Here is a 22681-nt window from a genome sequence, read left to right as displayed (position 1 = left end):
GCGTCCATCAATGTCGGACCAACCCAAGCCAGGCGATTCAGAGCCGCGCCAGTCGATTCCGCGCCTGACCGCCGAGTATAAGCCGCCGGAGCGCGTGCACGTCGAGGCCAACCCACACGGGAAGCGCCTCGCCATCCTGTCCCTCGGCGCCCTCGGCGTCGTGTACGGGGATATCGGTACCAGCCCACTCTACGCGCTACGCGAGTGCTTCAGCCCCGAGTACGGGCTCCAGCCGACTCCAGAGAATGTGTACGGGATCCTCAGCCTGATTCTCTGGGCCCTGCTGCTGGTGGTGACGATCAAGTACATCGTCTTCATCCTGCAGGCCGACAATCGCGGCGAGGGCGGCATTCTCGCGATGCTCGCCCTCCTGCTCCAGAAGGAGCCCACCCGCCGCTCCCGCAGGTTCCTGGTGATCGCACTGGGCCTGATGGGGGCGGCGCTGTTGTATGGCGACGGCATGATCACGCCAGCCATCTCCGTCATCTCGGCGATGGAGGGCCTCGAGGTCGTCTCGCCGGCCTTCCACCCGGCTATCGTGCCGCTCTCGATCGCCATCCTGGTGGCGCTGTTTGTCGGCCAGCGCTTCGGCACGGCCAAGGTCGGCGCGCTGTTCGGGCCCGTCACCTTCGTGTGGTTCCTGGTGCTCGCGGTGCTGGGTGCGAAGGAACTTGTGAAGGCACCGGAGATCCTGGCGGCGATCAACCCCTGGTACGCCGTGAAGTTCTTCGCGCACAACGGGCTGCCGGGATTCCTCGTCATCGGTGCCGTGGTGCTGGTGGTGACCGGCGCCGAGGCGCTGTATGCGGACATGGGGCACTTCGGGAAGAAGCCCATCCGGCTGGCCTGGTTCGCGATGGTGCTGCCCGCGCTGCTGCTCAACTATTTCGGCCAGGGCGCGCTGATCCTGCGCGATGTGGCGGCGGTGGAGAACCCGTTCTTCCTGCTCGCGCCGCGTGCCATGCTGTATCCGTTGATCGCGCTGGCCACGGTGGCCACGATCATCGCCTCGCAGGCGATGATCTCGGGCGCGTTCTCGATCACGCAGCAGTGCATCCAGCTGGGCTACAGCCCGCGGATGACGATCACGCACACGTCGGCGCGCGAGTTCGGGCAGATCTACATCCCCGAGATCAACAACGCGCTGTTCATCGGCACGCTGGTGATGGTGCTGAGCTTCCGCTCCTCGGCCTCGTTGGCCGCGGCCTACGGCATTGCGGTGACGGGGACGTTCATCCTTGGCACCACGCTGTACTTCATCATCGCACTGCGGCGCTGGGAATGGGCACCGTGGAAGGCGGCCCTGTTCTTCACGGTGTTCCTCGCGGTTGATGCGGCCCTGTTCGGCGCCAGCGCGCTCAAGTTCGTGCACGGCGGCTGGGTCCCGATTGTGGTGGCCATCGGCATCTTCACGCTGATGACCACCTGGAAGCGTGGCCGCGCGATCCTGTCGGAGCGGATGAAGGAGCAGACGCTGCCGATGGAGCACTTCATCTCGGACCTTGGCGAGTCACCGAAGACGCGCGTGCCGGGCACTGCTGTATTCATGACCTCGGAGCCGCTCGGTGTGCCGGTGGTGTTGCTGCACCATCTCAAGCACAACAAGGTGCTGCACGAGACAGTCATCATCCTGTCGATCCAGACCGCCGACGTGCCCGAGACCCGGCGCGAGGAGCGCGTGTTCATCGAGGCCCTGGGCCACGGCGTGTTCCGCGTGGTGGCCGTGTACGGCTTCATGGAGTCGCCGGACGTGAAGGAGATTCTCCAGCGCTGCCGCGACAGCGGCATTGCGGCGCGCCCGCTGGACACCAGCTATTTCCTCGGCCGCGAGCAGTTGATTGCGCGCCGCGGGCCGTGGAAGAAGGGCGGGCTGTCGATGAACATCGTCCGCAAGAAGATCTTCGCCTTCATGGCGCGCAACGCGCGAGGGGCGACGCAGTACTTCCAGCTGCCGCCGAATCGGGTGGTGGAGCTGGGCACGCAGATTGAGTTTTAGCTTCCGACGGAGGACGGAAGAGAACGACAGCGCTCACGGAGGTCTGAGTTCGCCGTTTGCCTTCGTCCTTCGTCCTCCGTCTTCCGTCCCGCGTCGAATCACCCCGCACCCAGCCCAACCACCATGCGTTTGATCGCCGCCGCACTCTCTCTTGCACTGCTGGCCCCCGCGCTTCCCGCCCAGCGCGCCCCCCTCGACTCCCTCCGCGACGACCGGAACTTCTCGTTCTACTCCGGCGGCCCCTACCGGAGCAGCGTCCCGCGGCCGGAGTCGGTGCTCGGCTACAACGTCGGCGCGCGCCACACGCAGTACCACCAGCAGGAGCGCGTGTTGCTGGCCATCGCCCAGGCGGCGCAGGACCGCGTGCGCGTCGAGGAGATCGGCGTCACGAACGAAGGGCGCACGATGCGCATCTACATCGTGAGCACGGCGGAGAACATCGCGCGGCTGGACGCCATCAAGGCGGACCTGGACCGCATCGCCGACCCGCGCGGTGCCACGCAGGCACAGCTTGATGCGGTGATTGCGCGTACGCCGACCGTGGTGTGGTTCTCCGGCTCCGTGCACGGCGACGAGGTGCCGGGCTTCGAGGCCTCGATGCAGCTGCTGTATCACTTCGCGGCCTCCGAGGACCCGGCCACGCTGGCGCGGCTGCGCAATGCGCTGGTGATCATCAATCCCAGCTCCAACCCCGACGGCCACGAGCGCTTCTCGGTGTGGAGCAACTCCATCGCCGTCGGCAGTCCGGAGCGCCTCTCGCTCGAGCAGCAGCGCAACCAGCCGTGGAGCATCAGCGGGCGCTTCAACCACTACCGGTTCGACATGAACCGCGACCTGATGGCGATGACGCAGCGCGAGGTGCAGGCCATCGTGGGTGGCATGCTGCGCTGGCACCCGATGATCACCGCCGACCTGCACGGCTACACGAGCACGTTCTACATGGCGCCGGCGGCGCGGCCGGTGAACGCGAACATCTCGCAGTGGCCCTACAAGTGGTCGGAGGCGATTGGCCGGGGCAACGCAGCGGCCTTCGATCGGTATGGCTGGCTGTACTTCGTGCGTGATGCCTTCGACCTCTACTATCCCGGCTACTACGACTCCTGGCCCTCGCTGACGGGCGCGATGGGCACGACGTATGAAACCGACGGTGGCCCCGCGCTGCTGAAGCGCCGCGAGGACGGCACGCTGCTCTCGCTGCGCGACGGCATCAGCAAGCACTTCGTGGCCGCTGTGTCCACCTTCGAGACCTCGGCGGACTCCGTGCGCGGATTGGTGCGGGACTACGCCGCCTTCCGCTCGCGCGCCGTGACCGAGGGCCGCAACGGCACCATGAAGCGCGTGGTGTTCCTGCCAGGCAACGACCCTGCGCGCGCCGCCGAACTCGCGGCCGCGCTGCTTCGCGCCGGCATCGAGGTGTCGCGCGCCGATGCGTCGTTCAACAGCAGCAAGGCCGCGAGCTACCGCAGTGACGGCGCGCGGGCGCGGCAGTTCCCGGCTGGCTCCTACATCGTCGACCTGGCCCAGCCGCAGGGCAAGCTCGCCAAGGCCGTGCTTGAGCCAGACCCCGAGCTCGACCCCGTCTTTGCCCAGGCGCAGGTCGACAAGTTCCAGCGCAACCAGCAGCGCTCCCGCAACGCCAACGATTCAGAGTTCTACGAGTTCTACGACATCTCCGCCTGGGCGCTGCCGATTGCCTTCGGTGTCGATGCCTATTGGACCGAGGACGCGCCGTCGGTGAACGCCACGGCGCTCTCGCTCACTAACGGTGTGCGCCTGAATGGCGAAGTGCTGCCGCACGCCATCAACGGTGGCATCGTCGACGGCCGCGATGCGCGTTCGGCATTCCTGTGGAAGAACGACCGACACGGCGCGGCCAAGCTGGCCGCACACCTGCTGCAGGAGGGCTACCGTGTGTCGATTGCCGCCGAGCCGATCCAGACCGGCGCGACGAACTGGCCGCGCGGCACCTGGGTGGCGCGCGTCGGCCGCAACGATGCGTCGATGGCTGCGCGTATCGACGCACTCGCGCGTGAGTCCGGCGTCGAGGTGCGTGGCGTGAACACCGCCTTCCCGGAGTCGGCACAGTACGGCACGGGCTCGGGAGTCGTGGTCGCGCTCGAGGAACCGAAGATCGCCATCGTCGGCGACGCGGGCATCTCGCAGACCAGCTATGGCGCGCTGTGGTGGAACCTGGAGCAGCGCTATGGCCTCAAGTTCACGCCCATCTCCGCCGACGCACTCGGCGGCGACCTCTCGGCGTTCAACGCGATCATCATCCCCAGCGGCGGGCTTGGACGCCTGGGCAACGGCGCCAACCTGAAGCGTTGGGTCGAGGGCGGCGGCGCGCTGGTGACCTTCGGCGGCGCCACGCAGTGGGCGACGCGCGAGGACGTCGGGCTCACGTCGGTGCGTCGCATCCAGTGCGAGGAGAAGAAGGACCTGAAGCCCGCGCCCGCCGAGCTCGCGCCGCTGGACTCACTGCGCACGACGGCCAGTCCGAACGCCTGCGCCGAGGACATCGCGGACCTGCCGGGTAGCCACTTCGATGTCGTGCTGGACATGACGAGCTGGGTGACGCTCGGCATGGAGGAGCGGCGATTCCCCGTGCTCGTGGGCGGCAGCTCGTTCTACACGCTGTCGAAGGACGGCGGGAACGTGGCGGTGTTCCCCACCGAGGGCACGCTGCGGCGCGGCGGCTTTGTGTTCCCCAACAACTCCGAGCGCAAGCTGCGGGGCAGCGTGTTCATCGCGCAGGAGCGGGTCGGGCGCGGCAACGTGGTGATGTTCACCTCTGACCCGATGTTCCGGGGCTGGTGGCGCGCGCTCGACCGGCTCGTGCTGAATGCGGTGCTGCTGGGCAGCAGTTTCTAGCGAACGTTAGATCGTCACGATCCGGGTCCGGAACCGCGTCGGTGCGGCAGGCGGCGCGGGCGGAGTCGGAGGCGTGGGCGGCGTCGGTGGGGTTGGAGTGAACCACACGCCGCCCGCGCTGTTGTTATATCGGCGCAGTGTGCTCTCCACGCTGGGCGAGAGCTCGAAGTAGGCACCGCCGGAACCACCAGGCATATCGCTGGCCTTCACCGTGGTCACGCGCACGGTGCGCGAGCGTCCCGCGGTCACCACCACCAGCTCTGCCACATCGCCGGCCTTGAGCTTCTCAAGCTCGCGCAGCAGGCGGTTCGCCTTCGCGCTGCCGACGGCCGGGTCGTTCGCATCCTCACGGGCCACGCGCACGCTGACGCCGTTTACCGAGGCAATGCGATCACCCTCGATGATGCCCGCCTTCTCAGCCGGCCCACCGCTGGTCACGCTCGAGACGAACACGCCGAGCGTGTCGCGCGGGCTGCCCGTGCTGGAGATGGTGACGCCGAGCATCGCGCGATCATCGTTGCGACGCACGAAGCCGAAGGCCATCGACTCCTTCATGAACTCCGAGGACTTCACGGGCTTGATCTTGACGTTGCGCGCGCTGCCGCCGGAGTAGACGCGAAGGTCGACCTCGTCGCCCTCCTTCACCTTGGCCATTTCCCGCGTCAGGCGCCGCGAGAGGATGCCCTCGTAGTCGTCGTAGCCGGCGTCGCCGGCGCTGGCGCGCAGGCTGGTGCCGTTGATGGACTGGAGACGGTCGCCTTCCTTGATGCCGGCCTTGGCCGCTGGCGAGTCGTCGTACACATCCTCGACGAGCAGGCCGAGCGTGTCGGCGCGCTCCGAGTCCGAGGAAGTGGTGATGCCGAGCATCAGCCGATCACTGCGCAGCAGCTCGATGCGGCTGGGCATCAGGATGCGCTCTTCCACGCGCGGCGCGGTGCGGATGCGCACGTCCTGCGCGCTGGCGGTGAGCGGGATGGCGGCCGCGAGCACGGCGGCGACCTTCAAGAGTTTGGTCATGGTGCGGTCCTGTGTGTCTAGGGTTCGCCCATTCCGTCACGGAAGGCCCAGCGGATGGTTGCCTCAGGGCGTAGAATCCCTATGCCCGCGCCCGGCGGGCCGAAGTGTCCAGCCCCTCACTTCCTCCCGTGAGACGATGCGCAAGACCCTCGCCCTGTTCCTGCTCGTCCCAGCCCTCTCGCTGAGTGCCCAGGCCCGCCCCGCGCGTGGCGGCGGCCAGGGTGGCTCCGACTCCACCACCGGCATCCCGTCCTCCGCGCTCGGCGGCTTCCGCTTCCGCAGCATCGGACCCGCCACCTACTCCGGCCGCATCGGCGACATCGCCGTGCATCCGAACAAGCGCACCTGGTACGTGGCCGTCGCTTCCGGCGGCGTCTGGAAGACGGAGAACGCCGGCACCACCTGGTCGCCGATCTTCGATTCGCAGACGGACGTGTACTCCATTGGCACGGTGGTGCTCGACCCCAAGAACCCGAATGTGGTCTGGGTCGGCACCGGCGAGAACAACGCCCAGCGCTCGGTGAGCTACGGCAACGGCATCTACAAGTCTGAGGACGGCGGTCGCAGCTGGCAGCACAAGGGCCTGCGCGAGTCGGAGCACATCGCGAAGATCGTGTTCGATCCTCGCGACTCCAAGGTGATGTATGTAGCCGCGCAGGGCCCGCTGTGGAGCGAGGGCGGCGAGCGTGGCCTCTACAAGTCCACCGACGGCGGCGAGACCTGGTCCAAGATTCTTTCCGGTGAGAAGTGGGCCGGCGTCACGGACGTGGATCTCGACCCGCGCAATCCGGATCACCTCCTCGCCGCGACCTGGCAGCGCCATCGCCACGTGTTCGGCTACCTCGCTGGCGGCCCGGAGAGCGGCCTGCACCGCTCCACCGACGGCGGCCTGACCTGGAAGCAGCTCTCCACCGTGCCCAGCGGCGAGGGCCGCATCGGCCTCGCGCGCTCGGCCTCGCAGCCGAACATCGTGTACGCGATCGCCGAGGCGGCGCAGAGCCGCGGTGGCACCTTCCGCTCGGAGGACGGCGGGGCCAGCTGGTCGCGCCGCGGCTCGCATTCCACCATCGGGCTCTACTACCAGGAGATCTGGGTCGACCCCGTGAACCCGGACCGCGTCTACTCGGTGGACGTGCGCACCCAGGTTTCGAACGATGGCGGCCGCACCTTCTCCGCGCTCGGCGAAGACGGAAAGCACGTGGACAACCACGCTGTGTGGGTGGATCCGGATGACACGCAGCACATCCTGATCGGTTCGGACGGCGGTCTCTACGAGTCCTTCGACGCCGGCGCGACGTATCGCTTCTTCGAGAATCTCCCGCTGGCGCAGATGTACAAGATCGACATCAGCCGCGAGGCGCCGTTCTACATCGTCTGCGGCGGCACGCAGGACAACTACTCCTTCTGCGGCCCGGCGCGCAGCAACAGCGACAACGGGCTGGTGAACGCCGACTGGTTCGTCACCAACGGTGGCGACGGCTTCCAGAGTCGCGTGGATCCCACGGACCCGAACACGATCTACGCCGAGTCGCAGAATGGCGGCCTGGTGCGCTTCGACCGCCGCACGGGCGAGTCGGTGCGCATCGTGCCCGAGGAGGCGCCGGGCGAGGATCCCTCCCGCTGGAACTGGGACTCACCGATCACGATCTCACCACATCGCAACACGCGCATCTATTTCGCCTCGCAGCGCCTGTGGAAGTCCGAGGACCGCGGCGGTGCGTGGACGGCGGTGTCGCCAGACCTGACCCGCAACATCCCGCGCACATCGCTCAAGATGCAGGGTCGTCTGTGGAGCGTGGATGCGGTAAACCGAAACACGTCCACGTCGTACAACGGCAACATCACGGCGCTCACGGAGTCGCCGCGCGCCGAGGGCCTGCTCTATGTGGGCACCGACGACGGCCTCATCCAGGTGAGCGAGAACGGCGGCGGCGAGTGGCGGCGCATCGAGCGCTTCCCGGGCGTGCCCGACACCTCGTACGTCGCCTACCTCACGGCCTCGGCGCACGACGCCAACGTCGTGTACGCCGGACTCAACAACTACAAGCGCGGTGACTTCAAGCCATATGTGCTGCGCTCGCGTGACCGCGGCCGCACCTGGCAGAACATCTCCGCGAACTTGCCGGAGCGCGGCTCCATCCACGTGGTGAAGGAGGATCCAGTGCGCGCCGGCTTGCTGTTCGCCGGCACGGAGTTCGGGCTCTTTGTGAGCTTTGACGATGGCGCCAATTGGCAGCAGCTGCGCGGCGGCCTGCCGCCGATCCCGGTGCGCGACATCGCCATCCACCCGGAGTTGAACGACCTCGTGGTGGCGACCTTCGGGCGCGGCAACTACGTGCTGGACGATTACGCGCCGATGCGTGCGTTGAACCCGGCGGCGCTGCGCGCCGAGCTGACGCTGTTCCCCACGCGACCCGCCGTGATGTTCCTCGGCGATTCCCCGCTGGGCGGTAATGACGAGTCCTTCCAGGGCGCCGCGCACTACTTCGTGCGCAATCCGCCCGTGGGCGCGACCTTCACCTACCACTTGCGCAGCACCTACCGTTCGGCGCGGCAGCAGCGCCAGCAGCGCGAGCAGGGGCTGAATCGCAGCGGTGCCGACGTGCCCTTCCCGGGCTGGGACGCGCTCAAGGCCGAGCAGGACGAGGAGGCGCCGAGCGTGGAGATCGAGATCACGGATGCGAGCGGCGCGGTGGTCTCACGCTTCGACGGCGGCAATAGCGCCGGCACGAACCGTGTGACCTGGAACCTGCGCTGGCCGTCGATGGCGCCGGTTGGTGGCCAGGGCGGAGGCTTCGGCGGATTCGGCGGTGGGGGCGGTGGGGGCGGAAACGCCAACGCTGCGCGCGGCGGAAACGGACCCTACGTCGTGCCGGGCACCTACCGAGTGCAGATCTTCAAGCGCGTGGCCGGTACGCGCACGGCGCTGACGCAGCCAACGCCGTTCGAGGTGCAACTGCTCCCGAACGCCACGATCACGGTGGCGCAGCGTGCTGAGGCAGTGGCCTACCAGCGCGACGCGCAGGCCCTGCAGCGGCAGGTGCTGGGCACGAACGCGCTGATGGCCGAGACGAGCAGCAAGCTCGATGCGCTGCAGACAGCGGTGGACCGCATCACGGCCACGACGACGCTCGACGCAGACGTGCGCGCGGCGCAGGCCAAGCTGCGTGAGATCCGCCAGCGCCTGAGCGGTGACAACACGCCGGGCCGCTACTCCGAGCCGACGATGACCTCGTTGCTGGGCCGCATGAACCGCGCGGCATCATTTGGTGGCACGCTGGCGCCGCCGACGGGCACACAGCGCGAACAGCTCGCGATCGTTGCGCGGGAGCATCCCGGGATCAAGGCGGCGCTGGATGCATTCATTGCCGAAGACCTCGCGCGGTTGGAGCGGGAGGCCGAGCGGCAGGGGGCGCCTTGGACGCCCGGGCGGAAGTAGAGTCTTGTAACTGCTGGCCACAGAGGCACAGAGACACAGAGATGTCGGAACGCGAGTAGGCCTCGGTGTCTAGGCCAACGGCAACGTCAAAGGGGGTCCGGCGGAGAGAGCTTTCCGCCGGCCCCCTTTTAAATTCCTTCTAGACCAGACACAGAGGCCAACGCGCGCACCCAACCCCCTGTGTCTCTGTGCCTCTGTGGCAAAGACTCAGCGCACAGATCTCACGGCTGCCGCAACCGCCTGAGCACCTCGCCGAGCCGCTGCATCTCCTCGCCGTACGTTGCCCAGTCGTCAGCACGCTGCGCCGCGCGGGCACGGTCGTAGTGCTGCAGCGCCTGCCGGATGAGCGCATCGCGCTCGGGTGACACGCCGGTAGCCGGCAACTGCACACCAGGCACCGCAGCCTGCGTAGGCCGAACCGCGGGACGCGTGGAGCCCGCCCCGTCGCCGAAAAGCGCACGCAACCCCGCATCCAGCGTCTCCTGCATCACCACCCGACCTTCGTGCGCCACCACCACGCGCTTGAGCTCAGGAATCTTGCCGCCCTGCGCGCGTAGGTAGATCGGCTGCACATAGAGCAGCGACGCCTCCACCGGGATCACCAGCAGCTCGCCGCGGATGACCTCCGAGCCGCCCTGGTCCCACAGCGAGATCTGCTGCGAGACCTCCGTATCCTGGTTGATGCGGTTCGCAATCTGCGTCGGGCCGAACACCAGGCTCTGCCGCGGGAAGCGCATCGCAATCAACCGCCCGTACTGATCGCCGTCGTTCCGCGCCACCATCCAGGCCGCGAGGTTGTCCTTCTGCCGCGGCGTGAAGGGCCGCATCAACAGGTACTCGGCGTTCTCCTCTCCCGGCAGGCGCATCACGATGTGCCGGGCATAGCCACCCCGCACGCCACCGCGCTGGTCCGGCGGCACCTGCCACTGGTCCTCGCGGTGGTAGAAGGTCTCCGGGTCCGTCATATGGAACGTGGCGTAGAGCGAGGTCTGCGCGCGGAACAGGTCCTCGGGATACCGCACGTGCGCCCGGATGTCCGCCGGCATCTCCTCGAAGGGGATCAACACGCGCGGATAGATCTTCGCCAGGGTCTGAATCAGCGGATCCGACGGATCGGTGAGATATGCCTGCACCGTGCCCTCGTAGGCGTCGATCACCACCTTCACGCTGTTGCGCAGGTAGCTGACCCCGCCGGCCATGCGCGCCGAGTACGGATAACGATCCGATGACGTATAGCCATCGAGAATCCACTTCAGCTGGCCACTGTCGCTGACCACCAGGTATGGATCGCTGTCGAAGTCCACGAAGGGCAGCGCCAGCGCGGCGCGCTCGCGCACGTGCTGGTGGAAGATCACCCGCGTGTTCTCCTGCAGGTCCGAGGAGAGCAGGATGTTCATCGAGCCGAAGCGTAGCGCGAAGGCCAGCCGCCGCCACAGCGCGTTCACCGGCACACCAGCCCCACCCGTGTATGTCGAGTACTCGGCTTCGTCGCCCTCGGCTGATGGGAAGTCGAACTCGCGCTGCCGCGACGGCGCCAGCACGAAGGGCCGCGGCAGGTCGCCGAAGTAGATCTGTGGACGAGTCACCGGCGTGGCGATGCTCGACGACGGCGGCAGGTCCTTGATCCACAGCACCGGCAGGCCCTCGGCCGTCACCTCGTTTGAGGGTCCGAGCGTAAGGCCCATCCCGTGCGTGAAGGTCAGGTGTTCGTTGACGAAGGTGCGCGTCGGCAGCGAGGCCGGGTCCAGCTCGCGTGCCGAGAGCAGCACGTGGCGCATCTCGCCGTTGACCGTATAGCGGTCGTCGTCCACGCCCACGAAATCGTAGTACGTGCGGATCGATTGCAGTTGCCCGAAGGTCTGCAGCAACGGCTCGCGGTCCCAGAGCCTGATGTTGTCAATCGTCGCGCGGTTGGCGGCGATGTCGCGCGCCGAGAGCTGCTGGTTGGCGTCGAGCTCACGGCGTTCGACGCTATCGAGCCCCCAGGCGGCGCGTGTGGCCGCGATGTGGTGCTGGATCTGCGGCGTCTCGCGCGCCAGTTCGTTGGGCTGCACCACCAGGCGCTGCACGAGCGCCGGCACCACACCGTTGACCGCGGCGGTGAACAACAGGTTCGCCGCGACCACGAGGACCAACGTGCGCACGAAGGCGGGCCGCCGCGAGCGCAACACCATCAGCGCCGCCGCAAAGACGAGGAACACGGCGAGCGCGCGAAGGCCCGGCAACCGCACGTGCAGGTCCGTCCAGCTGGCACCCACGAGGGGCGTATGCGTGGACAGCAACAGCGTGGGGATGCGCACGGCCCAAGTCCGCAGCGCCGCCAGCAGCAGCCACAGCGCCGCGAGCGTGGCGAGGTGCGTCTGCGCCTCGGGCTCGATCGACAGGCGTGCCACGCGGAACGTGATGTCCCCGCGCACGAAGTAGATCGGCACGGCCACCGCCACCAGCGCGATGAACACCAGGCCCCAGACGAAATCGATGCCCAGCTGCAGCGCCGGCAGCGTGAACACGTAGTACGCGATGTCACGCCCGAAGACGGGATCCGTCGCGTTGAACGGCGTGCGATGGATGAACTGCAGCACCGTGCGCCACTGGCCCGCAATCCCTGTGGCAGTGAGGAACGAGAGCAGCAGCGACGCCGGCAGCACCGCGACCTGCGCCAACTTCACGAGGAAGCTTGCGCGCGTGCGCTGCCCGCCCTCGGCCAGCACCACGATGCTTTCCGCCGAGCGTTCCATCCCGCGCAGGGCGAAGCGCGCGTTGCCGAAGAGCGCCGCGAACGCCAGCACGAAGGCGACGGCGCCCATCGCCCACTGGGCGCCGATCTTGAGCAGGAAGACACGCTCGAAGCCGACCTCGCGGAACCACAGCCAGTCGGTAATGCGCGAGGCGGCGGCCGGAATCGCAAGCAGGAGCAGAACGACGCCGACGATGAGCAGCGCGAAGCGGCGTTGGGCGGCGGCGGGGGATTGGGCCATCTCAGGACTCCGTGGGGGACGCGTCGCGAAGCGCCGCGCGTGCGAGGCGTTTCATCAGGGCCACCTGTCCGGTGTGGTAGACGTCGTGTTCGGCCAGCGAACGGATCATCGCGCGCTGGGTGATGGCGTGGCCCGGGGGGTCCCAGGGCCGGTCCTTCACCTGCGCGGCACGGGCCGCATCGTCCATCGCGGCCACGTGGCTGGCGAGCGCGGAGTGGGCGCCCTCGAGGCTCTCAAGCGTCTGCTTCCAAGCCTTCGCGTTCGCCGGCTCTGGCATCGTCGGCCAATCGCCGTCCTCGGGATCGCCTGGCACTTCGCCCTGCGCCCGTCGCAGCACCTCGCGCGTCCAACTGCGCATGTGCAGCACGAGCTCCCAGATCGTGTGCGCGTCGACGGCTGGGCGCCACGCCGCCTCGCGCGCGGTGATGTCGCGGAGCACATCCGCGCGCGAGGGGCCGTGCCAAGGGGCGCCCGCGTGCGCGCGGGCCAGCGCGTCGAGCAGGCGGTCGCGGGGGGGCATACCTGAACCTAATCCCGGACGCGAGGCGCGGCGCCCGGGACGAGGTGGCGACTAACTATCGAAGGGCACTCTGACCCGTCAATCCGCCCGCATCGCCACCGCAGGGTCCACCAACGTCGCCCGCCGCGCCGGGATCAGGCAGGCCAGGGCGCCCGTCGCTGCCAGTGTAAAGGCGACGCCCGCAAACACGGCAGGATCCAGCGGCTGCACGTCGAACAGGATGATGTCCAACAGTCGCGAGATCCCCGCCGACAGCACCAGTCCGATGCCGAGGCCAACGCCCAACTGCCAGGCGCCACCATTGAAGATCAGGCGCACAACCCGCGCCGGCGACGACCCCAGCGCCATCCGAATGCCCACCTCACGCGCACGCCGATTCACGGCGAAGCTCATCACGGCATACAGGCCGATGCTGGCAAGGAACAAGGCGACGATCCCGAAGATGGCGAACATCGTGCCGAAGATCCGCACGAACCACAGGTTCTGCGCCGCAGCTTCCCGCAGCGTCATCGGCCAGTAGATCGGGATGTCCGGGTTGATCGACGCCACCAGCTCACGAACCGGGGCCGTGAGCGTCAGTGGGTCCGCCGCCGTCCGAATCGTCACGTAGGCGAACTGCGAGCGCGCCTGCGCGAAGGGGCGGAAGACGATGGCCGGTCGCGGATCGTTCTGGCTGCCCGCAAAGATGTCCGGCACCACGCCGACAATCGTGAGCCAAGGCTCCGTGCTCTGCAGCCCGCCGAGGCGGATGCGGCGGCCAATCACCTCGCCGTCCGTGAAATGCTGCCGTGCGAAGCGCTCGTTCACGATGGCGACCGCGAGCGCGCCCGCCCTGTCGCTCGACTCAAAGGACCGGCCCTGACGTAGCGGGATCTCCAGCGTCTGGAAGAACGAGGGCGTCACCGATGCCATCCGCGTGCTCGGGATGTCCTCGGGGCGGTCGTAGGACACGCCGTCGATCATCACGGCGTCGCCACCCAGGCCCTGCTGCGCGCCCGGAAGGCCGGACGCGATTGTCGCAGATATGGCACCCGGCAGGCCCGCGGCGCGCTCGTTCAACTGCTCAAAGAACTGCGCCTGCATCAACGTGTCCGTATACGACGACGGGAAGCCCACGCGCGCGGTGAACACCGTCTCCATCGCAAAGCCCGTGTCGCGCGAGTTGGCCTTCAGCACGCTCTTGATCATCAGTCCCGCTGCCACGAGCAGGCCGCAGGACAGCGCGATCTCGAACACCACCAGCGCCTTGCTCAGCTTGCCGATGCGCAGGCTCGAGGCGCCGCGCGATTCGTCCTTCAGCACCTCCGCGATGTCCGGTCGCGAGGCCTGGTAGGCGGGGATCAGCCCCGAGAGCATCGTCGCCAACAGCGACACGCCGATGGCGAAGATCAACACCGGCGGATAGAGGTCGATCTGGATGAAGAACGGTGGGTCCGTGTCGACGATGGCGCGGTTGAACGCATCCATGCCGAGCTTCGCCACAATGACGCCGAACAGTGTGCCCAGCATCGAGAGCACGAATGCTTCCGACAGGAAGATTCGGATGATCTGGCCGCGTGAGGCGCCAAGGGCCGCGCGCACCCCCACTTCCTTGCTGCGATGCGCCGCCCGGTCCACGAGGAGGTTGGCCACGTTGGCGCAGGCAATCAGCAGCACGAAGAAGACCGCACCGAGCATCGTGTAAAGCAGCTGGTGCGGCTCGTCGCCGATGGCACCGCGGACGAACGGCAGCGCCATCGCCGTGAAGTTCTCGTTGGTCTCCGGATACGACGCGGCCAGTCGGCCGGCGATCGTCGCCATGTCGGCCGAGGCGGCGTCAAGCGACACGCCCGGCTTGAGCTTGGCGATGGTCTGCAGGAACTGACCTTGGCCACGTGTGGTGGCAAGATGGTCGTACTGCGCCGGCAGCCAGAGGTCGCTCTCGTTCGGGTAGCGGAATCCCTCGGGCATCACGCCCACAACCTCGTAGGGGATGCTGTTCACCCGGATCGTCTGCCCGAGGATGTTCGGATCGCGCCCATAGCGGTCGCGCCACATCGCATAGCCGAGCACGGCAACCTGCGGACCGCCCGGGGTGTCCTCGCCGCTGCGGAAGGTGCGGCCCAACTCCGGCTGCACCATCGTCATCTCCAGCGTCCCCGACGTCACCCAAGTCCCGCTGTACCGCTCTGCGCGATCCGTGCCTGTCACGTTCATCGTGCCGCTCGTGTAGCCACCGAAGTGGCTGAACGATTGCTGCTGCTCCCGATAGTCCATGAAGTCCTGGATCGGCAGCGACTGGCGGTTGTTGGGGTTCTCCGCGTTCGCGCGGTACACCAGCACGATCCGGTCGCCGTCCTCGTAGGGCAGCCCGCGCAGCAGGGCGCCGTACACGATGCTGAACATCATCGTGGTCAGGCCGATGCCGAAGGTCAGGGCGACGACGGAGACGAGCGAGAGGCCGGGGCTCTTGCGAAGGGAGCGAAGGCCGAGGCGGATGTCGCGGAGCAGGGATTCCATTGGGGCGTCGGGTGGTAGACCCCCTCGCCTACGCCCAGCAGGCTCCGCTGGGTTTCAGAATGCCCGAAATCAGCCGCGCAGGGCGGCGATGGAATCCCGAAGGTTCGTCCGCGCCGTCGCCTCGAAGCGGGCCGCGAGCTCCGGCACCTGGTAGATGCTTGGACGTTCCAGGAACCGCTCGAGGATCTTGGCCCGGGTCCGCCCGTAGATGAGCCCCGGTACCCAGGCGTACTCCTCGCGCACCTGGCGTTCGTACTCGGCGAAGCGCTCGGGCGTCGCCCCTAGCACCGCAAGGTCGATGTCGCAGAGTAGCCGCGTGTCCCGGTCAGCCGAGATCGCCGCGTGCGTTGTAGCGAGGATCATGGCCTCGACCTGCGCGATGCGCGCCGCGTCCACGCCCTCGGTCGACAGCATCTCGCGCGCGAGGGCCGCGCTGCGGGCCTCGTTGTCCCCGGCCCGCGCGTCGTAGATGGCATCGTGAAGCCAGAGCGCCGCCTCGACGGCGTCGGCGTCGCGGGCCAGTCCGCGATACTGATCGAACAGCGCCAGGCACTCGTCGAGATGCTGTGCGCCATGATAGTGCCGCGAGCTCTCGTTCCAGCGCTCGCGCAGTGCCCGGCGGGAGTCCTCGCCAAGCAGCGACACGCTCACACCGCTCGGTCGCGCCGCACCTGGAGCTTCTTGCCCTTGATCTTGGCGTCGGAGAGCGCAGCGATGATGTCGTCCAGCGCGCCGGCCGGCACTTCAACCAATGAGTGGCGATCGAAGACCGTGATGCCCCCGATGCTCGCCGCATCGATGCCGGCTTCGTTGGCAATCGCGCCGACGAGATCGCCGGGCCGGATCTTCAGCTTGCGACCGCCGCCCACGTAGAGCTTGGCCATCGCAGCACCGCCTCGTGCACGTGACGACTTGCCCGCGGCGCCGGACTTGGCACTGCCAGCGGCGCCCGCGCGCCCCGCGACCTTGTCTGCCGCACGTTCCTTCCGTACGGCCGCACGCTCCCGCGCCGGATGCCGCTCGCGCGGCGGCGGTGCCGCGGGAATCTCCTGCTCGTCCGACTGGTCCGCGCTGCCAGCCTGCTTGAGCGCCGCCGCCGCGATGTCCATCGGGTCGAACTCGGCCGCCAACCCCGCCACCACGCGCCGCCACTCCTCAAGCCCACCATCGAGAATCGTCGCGCGCAACGTCTCCGCCGCCAGCTCCGCACGCCGTGCCTTGAGATCCGCCACAGTCGGCACCGGCGCGATCTCTACCGGCCGGCCGGTTGCCCGCTCGAAGCTCTTGAGCCACCGATGCTCTCGCGGCTCCGCCAGCGTGATGGCCGTCCCGCTGCGCCCCGCGCGACCGGTGCGGCCAATGCGATGCACGTACGCCTCGGCGGCCGACGGCACGTCGTAGTTCACCACGTGCGAGATGTGCGAGACATCCAGTCCGCGCGCCGCGACGTCCGTCGCAATCAACAGGTCAGACGTATGCGCGCGGAAACGCTTCATCACGCGGTCGCGCTGGTCCTGCGAAAGCCCGCCGTGCAGCGCATCTGCCGAGTAGCCTCGCGCGTTGAGCGTCTCGGTGAGCTCGTCCACCTCGGTGCGCGTACGACAGAACACGATGGCGCTCTCCGGCTGCTCCACGTCGAGGATGCGGCCCAGCGCCGCCATCTTGTGAGCCCGCGGCACGATGTACGCCACCTGGCGCACCTTCGCGGCCTTGCCCGCCTTCACCGCCTCCGGCTCGATGCTGATCGTCTCCGGATCGCGCAGATGCGAACGCGCGATCGCCAGGATCCGCGGGGCCAGTGTCGCCGAGAACAGGGCGACCTGCTTTTCCGCCGGCGTCTCGGCGAGAATGGCCTCCAGGTCCTCGGCGAATCCCATATCGAGCATCTCGTCGGCTTCGTCGAGCACCACGGTCTGTACGCCGGCGAGGTGCAGCGTACGCCGCCGGAGATGGTCCAGGGCGCGTCCCGGCGTGGCGATCACCACGTCGACGCCGCGCTTGAGCGAGCGGATCTGCCCGTCCATCGACGCGCCACCGTAGATCGGCAGCGCCACGACCCCGAGTCCCTTGCCGTAGCGGTACACGGCTTCGGCGACCTGCATCGCCAACTCGCGCGTTGGCACCAACACCAGCGCCGCGGTGCGTTCGCGGGGCGGCGCGTCGGGACGCAGACGCTGCAGCAGCGGCAGGGCGAACGCGGCAGTCTTGCCGGTCCCGGTCGCGGCCTGCGCGAGCACATCGCGTCCCTCGAGCTGCGGCGGAATGGCCGCGCGCTGGATCGGCGTCGGCTCCTCGTAGCCCAGCGCGACGAGCGCCGCGAGCACTTGGGGGTCGAGGCCGAGGGCGCTGAAGCCCGAGGGCGAGGGATCGGGCACGGCGCGCGTTGTCATGTAGGGAATCTAGCCTCGCCAGGAACGCGAGGCCGGGTGGCGGCGGCGTCTGCCCGTCGGCGCCATCCGAGCGTCAGCGCATCGCGGCCCTGATGACGGCGGCGAACACGTCGTAGTCGCTGATCTGTTCCCCGCCCTGCGCCTCTGGCCGTGCCGCCCACTGGACGATGACCACGCGCGCCAAGGGGTCCACGAGAATGAACTGCCCGTGGATGCCCTCGGCCGTGAACGCCCTATGCGAGGCCGGCAGCTCCTTTGTCAGCGGCCACCACAACCAGCCGTAGGAATAGTCTGCACCGAAGACCTGCCCGGACTTCCTGCCCAAGGAGTCGACATACCACGGAGGCAGGATCGTGTCGCGGCCCACGATGCCGCGCTCCAGCACGAACTGGCCGAAGCGTCCGTAGTCACGCAGCGTGGCGACGAGGCCGCTTCCGCCGATCTCCACGCCGCCGGGTGCGTCGAGCCACCACTCGGCGTCGCGGGCCATTCCGGCCGGCCCCCACACACGCGCACTGAGATACTCGGCGAGCGGCATCCCGACCGCCGCGCGCAGGGCCATCGCCACGACCTGTGTCTCCCCCGTGCTGTAGACCGTGCGCGTCCCTGGCGGAACATCGCGGTGCAGCGAGCGCAACACAGCGTCCATGGCGCCTGGTTGTTGTGCGAGCTGGGCCTCGAGCAGGCGCCGGCGATCCGAGCTGCTGTCCGCGTAAGCCTCGGTCCACGCCAGGCCCGAGCGCATCGCGATGGCGTGGCGCAGCGTCACGTCTTCCCAAGCGGAGCCGCGCAGCGAGGGCACCAAGGCCGTGATGGCCGTGTCGAGCGAGCGCAGGTGGCCATCGTGCAACGCCGCACCCACCAACACGCCAAGGACCGACTTCGCGACGCTCATCGACATCCATCGTGTCTCGGCAGTGTTGCCACCGCGATAGCGTTCGAGCAGTACCTGCCCATCGCGCAGCACGAGAAAGCCGGTGACGCGATTCAGCACCAGCACCGAGTCGAGCGGCAGCGAGTCCGCGCCGACTGGCACGTAGACGTCGCGCTGCGCCTGCGCGTGTAACGGGAGCTGGCGCGGCGACGGACCGGCCGGCACAACGCGGGTGGCGAAGAGTCGCTCGGTGTTTCGAAAGGTGCGGCGCGCGGCATCTGGTGTGAGGGTGCCGTCGTAGATCTCTCGCACCGTGCCGATGGCTTCCACCGGCGCCCCGTCCGCAGCCTCCCGGCCCGCACAGGCCGTGAACGCGGCAAGTGCAGCCGTCATGGCTACCCGCGCCAGTCGAGCACCACGCCAGGATCCGCGGTCGGGCATCGCATCACGCATGTGCACAGTCTGGCACTCCGTGCGCCGCTCCACCACTACCTTGCAGCTATGCGTTGGTCCTGGCCCATCGGCCGGCTCGCCGGCATTCCCCTGCGTGTGCACCTCACGTTCCCGCTGCTCCTGGCGTGGATCGCCTTCGCGCAGTGGCAGCTGGACGGCGATCCGCGCGGCGCCATCTCGTTGGTCGGCACGGTGCTGCTGGTATTCCTGATCGTCGTGCTGCACGAGCTCGGGCACGCACTGGCAGCGCGACGCTACGGCGTGGTCACGCGCGACATCACGCTGCTGCCGATCGGCGGCCTCGCGCGGCTCGAGCGCATCCCCCGCGAGCCACGGCAGGAGTTGGTCATCGCCATCGCGGGACCGGCGGTGAACGTCGTGCTGGCGCTCGCGATCGGTGCGGCGCTGCTGGCCACTGGTGGATTCGCGCCGCTCAATGGCATCGGCGGGCTCGTGGCGCCCGATCCCAGCTTTGACCTCCGTCGCTTGGCCACACGCCTCGTCGGCATCAACGTCTGGTTGATCGCCTTCAACCTGCTGCCGGCCTTTCCGATGGATGGTGGCCGCATGCTGCGCGCCGCGCTGGCTATGCGCTGGAAGGACTACCTCCGCGCCACGGAGGCCGCCGCGCGCGTGGGACGTGGCTTCGCGCTGCTCTTCGGCGTCGTTGCGGTGTTCGTCGTGAACAGCCCGCTGTTGGTGCTGATCGCCGGATTCGTGTGGCTCGCCGGCGCGGGAGAGGCCGCACAGGTGCGCGCGCAGTTGGCACTTGAGGGCGTGACGCTGCGTAGTGTGACCATGACGGACCTGCGCATCCTGCGGCCCAGTGATACGCTCTCGACAGCCGCACAGCTGGTCGTCGATGGCTTCCAGGCCGACTTCCCCGTCGTCGATGGCGACCGACTGCTCGGCATGCTCTCGCGCGACGACCTCGTGCGCGGCCTGCACGATCACGGTCGCGACCATCCCGTGGCAGACGTGATGCGCCGCGATGGCCCCACACTCGAGGCGAGCCTCCCGCCCGAGACCGCGCTCGAGCGCCTGATGCAGTCGCGGCAGCGGGCTCTGCCGGTCGTGCAGGAGGGACGCCTCATCGGATTGCTCACGCAGGAGAACGTGATGGAGTACTTGCTGCTGCGCCGCGCCACCCAGCGGGTCCCGCAATGACGACGGTCGTCCGTGCGGCGGCCCGCACGCTCAAGCAACAGGCCACGGTGCTCGGCGGCTCCGTGACCGCCGTGTGGGCCGGTTTCGGCGCCCAGCTGGCCAGCGGCGGTGCCATCACACGCTTCGGCATCCGCCCGCGCAGCGTCGAGGGCCTCTGGGGCATCTTCTTCGCGCCGTTCCTCCACGGCTCCCCGCAGCACTTGATCGCCAACACGGTCCCGTTGCTCATCCTCGGCTGGCTGGTGATGCTGCGCGACGCGAAGCACTTCGTGCCTGTGACGATCTTCTCGATGCTCGGCGCGGGCATCTTCGCCTGGACACTCGGCGCGCCCGGCAGTGTGCATATCGGTGCCAGCGGCGTTGTGTTCGGTTACCTCGGCTTCCTGATGCTCGCCGGCTGGTATCAACGCTCACTCGGCGCCATCGCGATCAGCGTGTTGGTCACCGTGCTATGGGGCGGCGTGGTGCTCGGCGTGATGCCCGGGCAACCCGGCATCAGCTGGCAGGCGCATTTCGGCGGCTTCGTCGGCGGCATCATGGCGGCGCGCGCGCTTGCCAAGAGGTCTCGGGCGCTCATTTAGGTCTTCAACGGCTTTGCCACAGAGACACAGAGGCACAGAGGTGTCGAGACTGACGCCGAGCCCTCTGTGTCTCTGTGTCTCTGTGGCATGCAGTTGCAGTTCGCTCAACGTGCACCAAAGCAAACACGTACCTTAGAATTGTCCCCTTTTCCCAGAGACGATGCCACGCATTCGCTCCATCGGCAGGGCGGCGCTGCTGCTCGCCGCACTCTCGCTACCGGCTGGCGCCCAGGCGCGCCCCACGGACGGCTACCACACATCAGCACGACTTACCGCAGCGCTTGACTCTATCGCGCGCGCCAAGTCCTCGCTCGTGCGCGTCACGACGATCGCCACCTCGCCGGGACGGCGTCCCGTGCAGGTCGTGCGACTCGGCGGCAATGAGGAGCGCCCCGCGCTGCTCATTCTCGCCGGCGCCTACGGGCCGCAGATCAGTTCAAGCGAGGTCGCCCTGCGCATCGTGCGCGACCTGGCGCGCCGTCACGGCAACGATGCCGCCATCACGGAGATGCTGTCGCGCAACACCGTCTACGTCATGCCGCGCATCAATCCCGACGCCACCGAGGCGTTCTTCACGACGCTGCGCACCGAGCGTACGGGCAACGACACCGCCAGTGACGAGGACCGCGACCACGCGATCGACGAGGACGCGCCGGACGACCTGAACGGTGACGGCCTCATCACGATGATGCGCGTGAAGGCCCCGAATGGCGTGTGGATTCCGGACGCGGTCGATCCCGCACTGATGCGCCGCGCCGACGCCACCAAGGGTGAGCGCGGCATCTATCGCCTGCTGGTCGAAGGCCGCGACAACGACGGCGACGACGACTACAACGAGGATGGCCCCGGCGGCACGGACATCTCGCGCAACTTCGCCAACGACTACCGCTTCTTCTCGGAGCACGCGGGCCTGCACCCCTTCAGCGCGGACGAGTCGCGCGCCGTGGCAGAGTTCGTCTCCACGCACGACCATATCGCGGCCGTCTACGTGCTCGGCATGCAGGACAACCTGCTGAAGCCATGGGAAGGCCGCCGCGTGGCTGGCATTGCCGGCGCGCCGCAGGGCACCTCGGCGGGCGGCCCCTTCAGCTCCCCGCTTCCTGATGACAACGGCTGGTTCGCTGAGGTGTCGAAGCGCTTCAAGGCGACGACGGGTTGGTCCGATGGTCCGGCGAGCGCTGCCGAGCAGGGTGATCCGCTCTCGTGGTCGTACTTCCATATGGGTCGGTTTGCCTTTGGATCGCGGGTCTGGTGGCCAGGCAAGGCGCCGGCCGACACCGCGGCGGCGCGCAAAGCACCGTCGCCGGATCCCATCGCCGCCGAGCGCAACGAATACCGCTGGATGAAGGCCAATCGTCCGGCTGGCTTCGTCGAATGGACGCCGGTCTCCGGCTACACGATTGACGGCGAGTCCGTCGAGGTCGGCGGCTTCGCGCCCTTCGCCACGCTCAATCCGCCGGGCAACGAGCTGGATTCGCTCGCTTCCAAGCACACGGCGTTCGTGGTGCAGCTCGCAGGCATGCTGCCCAGCGTCACGGCGCAGCGCATCAAGGTCACCGAGCTCGGACCGCGCGTGTATCGCATCACGGCGGACGTGCAGAACGACGGCTTCCTCCCCAGCAACGCCGCGATCGGCGTCCGCTCGCGGCTGCCGCTGCGCATTCGTGCGGAGCTCACGCTGGGCAACCAGCAGAGCATCCAGAGCGGACGACGCATCGAGTACATCAATGCCCTCCGCGGCAGCGGCGCCTCGCAGACGCTCGAATGGGTCGTCGTCGGCGCGGCCGGCTCGACGCTGCAACTCACCGTGGGCTCGCCGCACGCCGGGCTGAGCACGCAGACCATCACCCTTCGCGCGAGGTAAGCAACCGATGACCACACATCGTGTATTGCCGC

General features: G+C 68.2%; 13 protein-coding genes. 6 read left to right on the top strand and 7 right to left on the bottom strand.

Annotated features, from left to right (window positions below; translation table 11 throughout):
* Positions 1-10 precede the first annotated feature (10 nt).
* The gene (locus tag KF709_08340) at positions 11-1996 is read left to right on the top strand and encodes a potassium transporter Kup (protein MBX3174409.1); all 1986 of its coding nucleotides are present in this window, start codon (positions 11-13) and stop codon (positions 1994-1996) included.
* 123 nt (positions 1997-2119) lie between these two features.
* Positions 2120-4867, top strand: coding sequence for a hypothetical protein (locus KF709_08335; protein MBX3174408.1), 2748 nt, complete (start codon positions 2120-2122; stop codon positions 4865-4867).
* Positions 4868-4873: 6 nt separating this feature from the next.
* Here the strand turns inward: KF709_08335 and KF709_08330 are convergent, their stop codons facing one another.
* Positions 4874-5884: a PDZ domain-containing protein gene (locus tag KF709_08330; protein ID MBX3174407.1), complete on the bottom strand. Its 1011-nt coding sequence runs from the start codon at positions 5882-5884 to the stop codon at positions 4874-4876.
* 136 nt (positions 5885-6020) lie between these two features.
* Between KF709_08330 and KF709_08325 the strand changes: the two genes are divergently transcribed.
* Positions 6021-9323: a hypothetical protein gene (locus tag KF709_08325; protein MBX3174406.1), complete on the top strand. Its 3303-nt coding sequence runs from the start codon at positions 6021-6023 to the stop codon at positions 9321-9323.
* 221 nt (positions 9324-9544) lie between these two features.
* Here KF709_08325 and KF709_08320 read toward each other — a convergent pair whose 3' ends face one another.
* From KF709_08320 to KF709_08295, 6 genes are all read right to left on the bottom strand, one after another.
* The gene (locus KF709_08320; protein ID MBX3174405.1) at positions 9545-12301 is read right to left on the bottom strand and encodes a UPF0182 family protein; all 2757 of its coding nucleotides are present in this window, start codon (positions 12299-12301) and stop codon (positions 9545-9547) included.
* 1 nt (position 12302) lies between these two features.
* Positions 12303-12821, bottom strand: coding sequence for a DinB family protein (locus tag KF709_08315; GenBank protein MBX3174404.1), 519 nt, complete (start codon positions 12819-12821; stop codon positions 12303-12305).
* A 78-nt stretch (positions 12822-12899) separates the two neighbouring features.
* On the bottom strand, positions 12900-15320 hold the full coding sequence (locus tag KF709_08310; GenBank protein MBX3174403.1) for an ABC transporter permease: 2421 nt from the start codon (positions 15318-15320) through the stop codon (positions 12900-12902).
* A gap of 69 nt (positions 15321-15389) precedes the next feature.
* A complete protein-coding gene (locus KF709_08305; GenBank protein ID MBX3174402.1) occupies positions 15390-15971 on the bottom strand; it encodes a hypothetical protein in 582 nt (193 codons plus the stop codon).
* The gene (locus KF709_08300) at positions 15968-17710 is read right to left on the bottom strand and encodes a DEAD/DEAH box helicase (protein ID MBX3174401.1); all 1743 of its coding nucleotides are present in this window, start codon (positions 17708-17710) and stop codon (positions 15968-15970) included. Before KF709_08300 ends, KF709_08305 begins: the two co-directional genes overlap by 4 nt.
* Positions 17711-17783: 73 nt before the next feature.
* A complete protein-coding gene (locus tag KF709_08295; GenBank protein ID MBX3174400.1) occupies positions 17784-18977 on the bottom strand; it encodes a beta-lactamase family protein in 1194 nt (397 codons plus the stop codon).
* Between the two features lie 108 nt (positions 18978-19085).
* On the opposite strand from KF709_08295, the gene KF709_08290 reads away from it, so the two are divergent.
* From KF709_08290 to KF709_08280, 3 genes are all read left to right on the top strand, one after another.
* Positions 19086-20204 (top strand): site-2 protease family protein, encoded by a 1119-nt coding sequence (locus KF709_08290; protein MBX3174399.1) that lies wholly within the window; start codon positions 19086-19088, stop codon positions 20202-20204.
* On the top strand, positions 20201-20785 hold the full coding sequence (locus KF709_08285) for a rhomboid family intramembrane serine protease (protein ID MBX3174398.1): 585 nt from the start codon (positions 20201-20203) through the stop codon (positions 20783-20785). The genes KF709_08290 and KF709_08285 overlap by 4 nt, the downstream gene beginning before the upstream one ends.
* A gap of 160 nt (positions 20786-20945) precedes the next feature.
* Entirely contained in the window at positions 20946-22649 is a 1704-nt protein-coding gene (locus KF709_08280; protein MBX3174397.1) for a hypothetical protein, read from the top strand.
* The last annotated feature ends 32 nt before the right edge of the window (positions 22650-22681 follow it).

This window comes from Gemmatimonadaceae bacterium (assembly GCA_019637445.1).
Taxonomy (GTDB): domain Bacteria; phylum Gemmatimonadota; class Gemmatimonadetes; order Gemmatimonadales; family Gemmatimonadaceae; genus Pseudogemmatithrix.
Note: the sequence above shows the minus strand (reverse complement) of the source record. Positions and strands in the feature narration are given on the sequence as shown.

Coding starts and splice junctions, on each gene's coding strand:
- KF709_08285 (MBX3174398.1), top strand. CDS start 20,201: ATGACGACGGTCGTCCGTGCGGCGGCCCGCACGCTCAAGCAACAGGCC.
- KF709_08335 (MBX3174408.1), top strand. CDS start 2,120: ATGCGTTTGATCGCCGCCGCACTCTCTCTTGCACTGCTGGCCCCCGCG.
- KF709_08330 (MBX3174407.1), bottom strand. CDS start 5,884: ATGACCAAACTCTTGAAGGTCGCCGCCGTGCTCGCGGCCGCCATCCCG.
- KF709_08300 (MBX3174401.1), bottom strand. CDS start 17,710: ATGACAACGCGCGCCGTGCCCGATCCCTCGCCCTCGGGCTTCAGCGCC.
- KF709_08280 (MBX3174397.1), top strand. CDS start 20,946: ATGCCACGCATTCGCTCCATCGGCAGGGCGGCGCTGCTGCTCGCCGCA.
- KF709_08315 (MBX3174404.1), bottom strand. CDS start 12,821: ATGCCCCCCCGCGACCGCCTGCTCGACGCGCTGGCCCGCGCGCACGCG.
- KF709_08295 (MBX3174400.1), bottom strand. CDS start 18,977: ATGACGGCTGCACTTGCCGCGTTCACGGCCTGTGCGGGCCGGGAGGCT.
- KF709_08290 (MBX3174399.1), top strand. CDS start 19,086: ATGCGTTGGTCCTGGCCCATCGGCCGGCTCGCCGGCATTCCCCTGCGT.
- KF709_08310 (MBX3174403.1), bottom strand. CDS start 15,320: ATGGAATCCCTGCTCCGCGACATCCGCCTCGGCCTTCGCTCCCTTCGC.
- KF709_08340 (MBX3174409.1), top strand. CDS start 11: ATGTCGGACCAACCCAAGCCAGGCGATTCAGAGCCGCGCCAGTCGATT.
- KF709_08325 (MBX3174406.1), top strand. CDS start 6,021: ATGCGCAAGACCCTCGCCCTGTTCCTGCTCGTCCCAGCCCTCTCGCTG.
- KF709_08320 (MBX3174405.1), bottom strand. CDS start 12,301: ATGGCCCAATCCCCCGCCGCCGCCCAACGCCGCTTCGCGCTGCTCATC.